This is a genomic window from Parafrankia sp. EUN1f (assembly GCF_000177675.1).
In the GTDB taxonomy this organism is placed as follows: domain Bacteria; phylum Actinomycetota; class Actinomycetes; order Frankiales; family Frankiaceae; genus Parafrankia.
The window spans coordinates 1-779 of sequence record NZ_ADGX01000385.1; the positions used below are offsets into that span (position 1 = coordinate 1).

2 protein-coding genes are annotated in these 779 nt (G+C 67.8%); both read left to right on the forward strand.

Going from position 1 to position 779, the window contains the following annotated elements:
- Positions 1 to 252: hypothetical protein (locus tag FREUN1FDRAFT_RS47320; RefSeq protein ID WP_232295627.1), on the forward strand; the 252-nt coding region annotated here is incomplete at its 5' end.
- Positions 249 to 623, forward strand: a complete 375-nt coding sequence (locus FREUN1FDRAFT_RS39245; RefSeq protein WP_006546022.1) for a hypothetical protein — start codon at positions 249 to 251, stop codon at positions 621 to 623. The genes FREUN1FDRAFT_RS47320 and FREUN1FDRAFT_RS39245, both read left to right, overlap by 4 nt.
- Positions 624 to 779: the final 156 nt, after the last annotated feature.

Sequence of the window (779 nt, forward strand, 5' to 3'; positions counted from 1 at the left end):
TCCGCCAGGCACCTTCCCGGACGATCTCACCGATCAGCGACGGCCGAGCGCCTGACCATCCCCCAGCCCGGCCCACGCCGCACGCCGCGGTTCCGGTCAAGCCACACCTCGATGTCGCTCGACGCCACAGCCGATTCGTTCGACCGCCGGATGTGCCCGATAAGCGACGCCGTCGACGGGGACAACCAAGGCGATGCCGCGTCGAAGTCCGTCACGCGGCTCGTCGAGAAGCTGAAGGAGCTCAGCTGGTGAGAGCCATCGTTCGGGTCGCCGGGCACCGCAACATCACGCCACACGACTCCGAGTACATCCATGCGAAGCCGCAGGTCGGTGACGTCGCCCGCCTGGTCGTGGCCACGGCGCGGGGACAGCCGGAGCACGCGGGGGTTGCCCGCATCGTCCGTGTCTCCCCAGAAGGGAACTTCATCACGGTGGACGGCATGCTGCCGCACAGGGAGCCCGGCGAGCATTACATGGATTTCATCGCACCCGCCGCCTTCCGGAACGTCAACCAGTTCCTCGCCGCGACAAATGGGGAGGTGCTGCCTTCGACTCGCCTCTGCGAGCTGGAGCGGAAGCACATGATCCTTGCGGCTCGGGCCCAGCTGCACACAGTCCGGTGACGACCTCCCGAAGCGCCGCACTGGCAGTAGCCGACGCCCTGGGCTGCCGGCGAGGCCAAGCTAGACCCACTCCCGCGAAGACCGGCATGTCGAGCTCCACAGTCCCGGTTTCGCCGGGGCAGTAGCACGCTCAACCCGTCGGATGCTCTGCGTGGG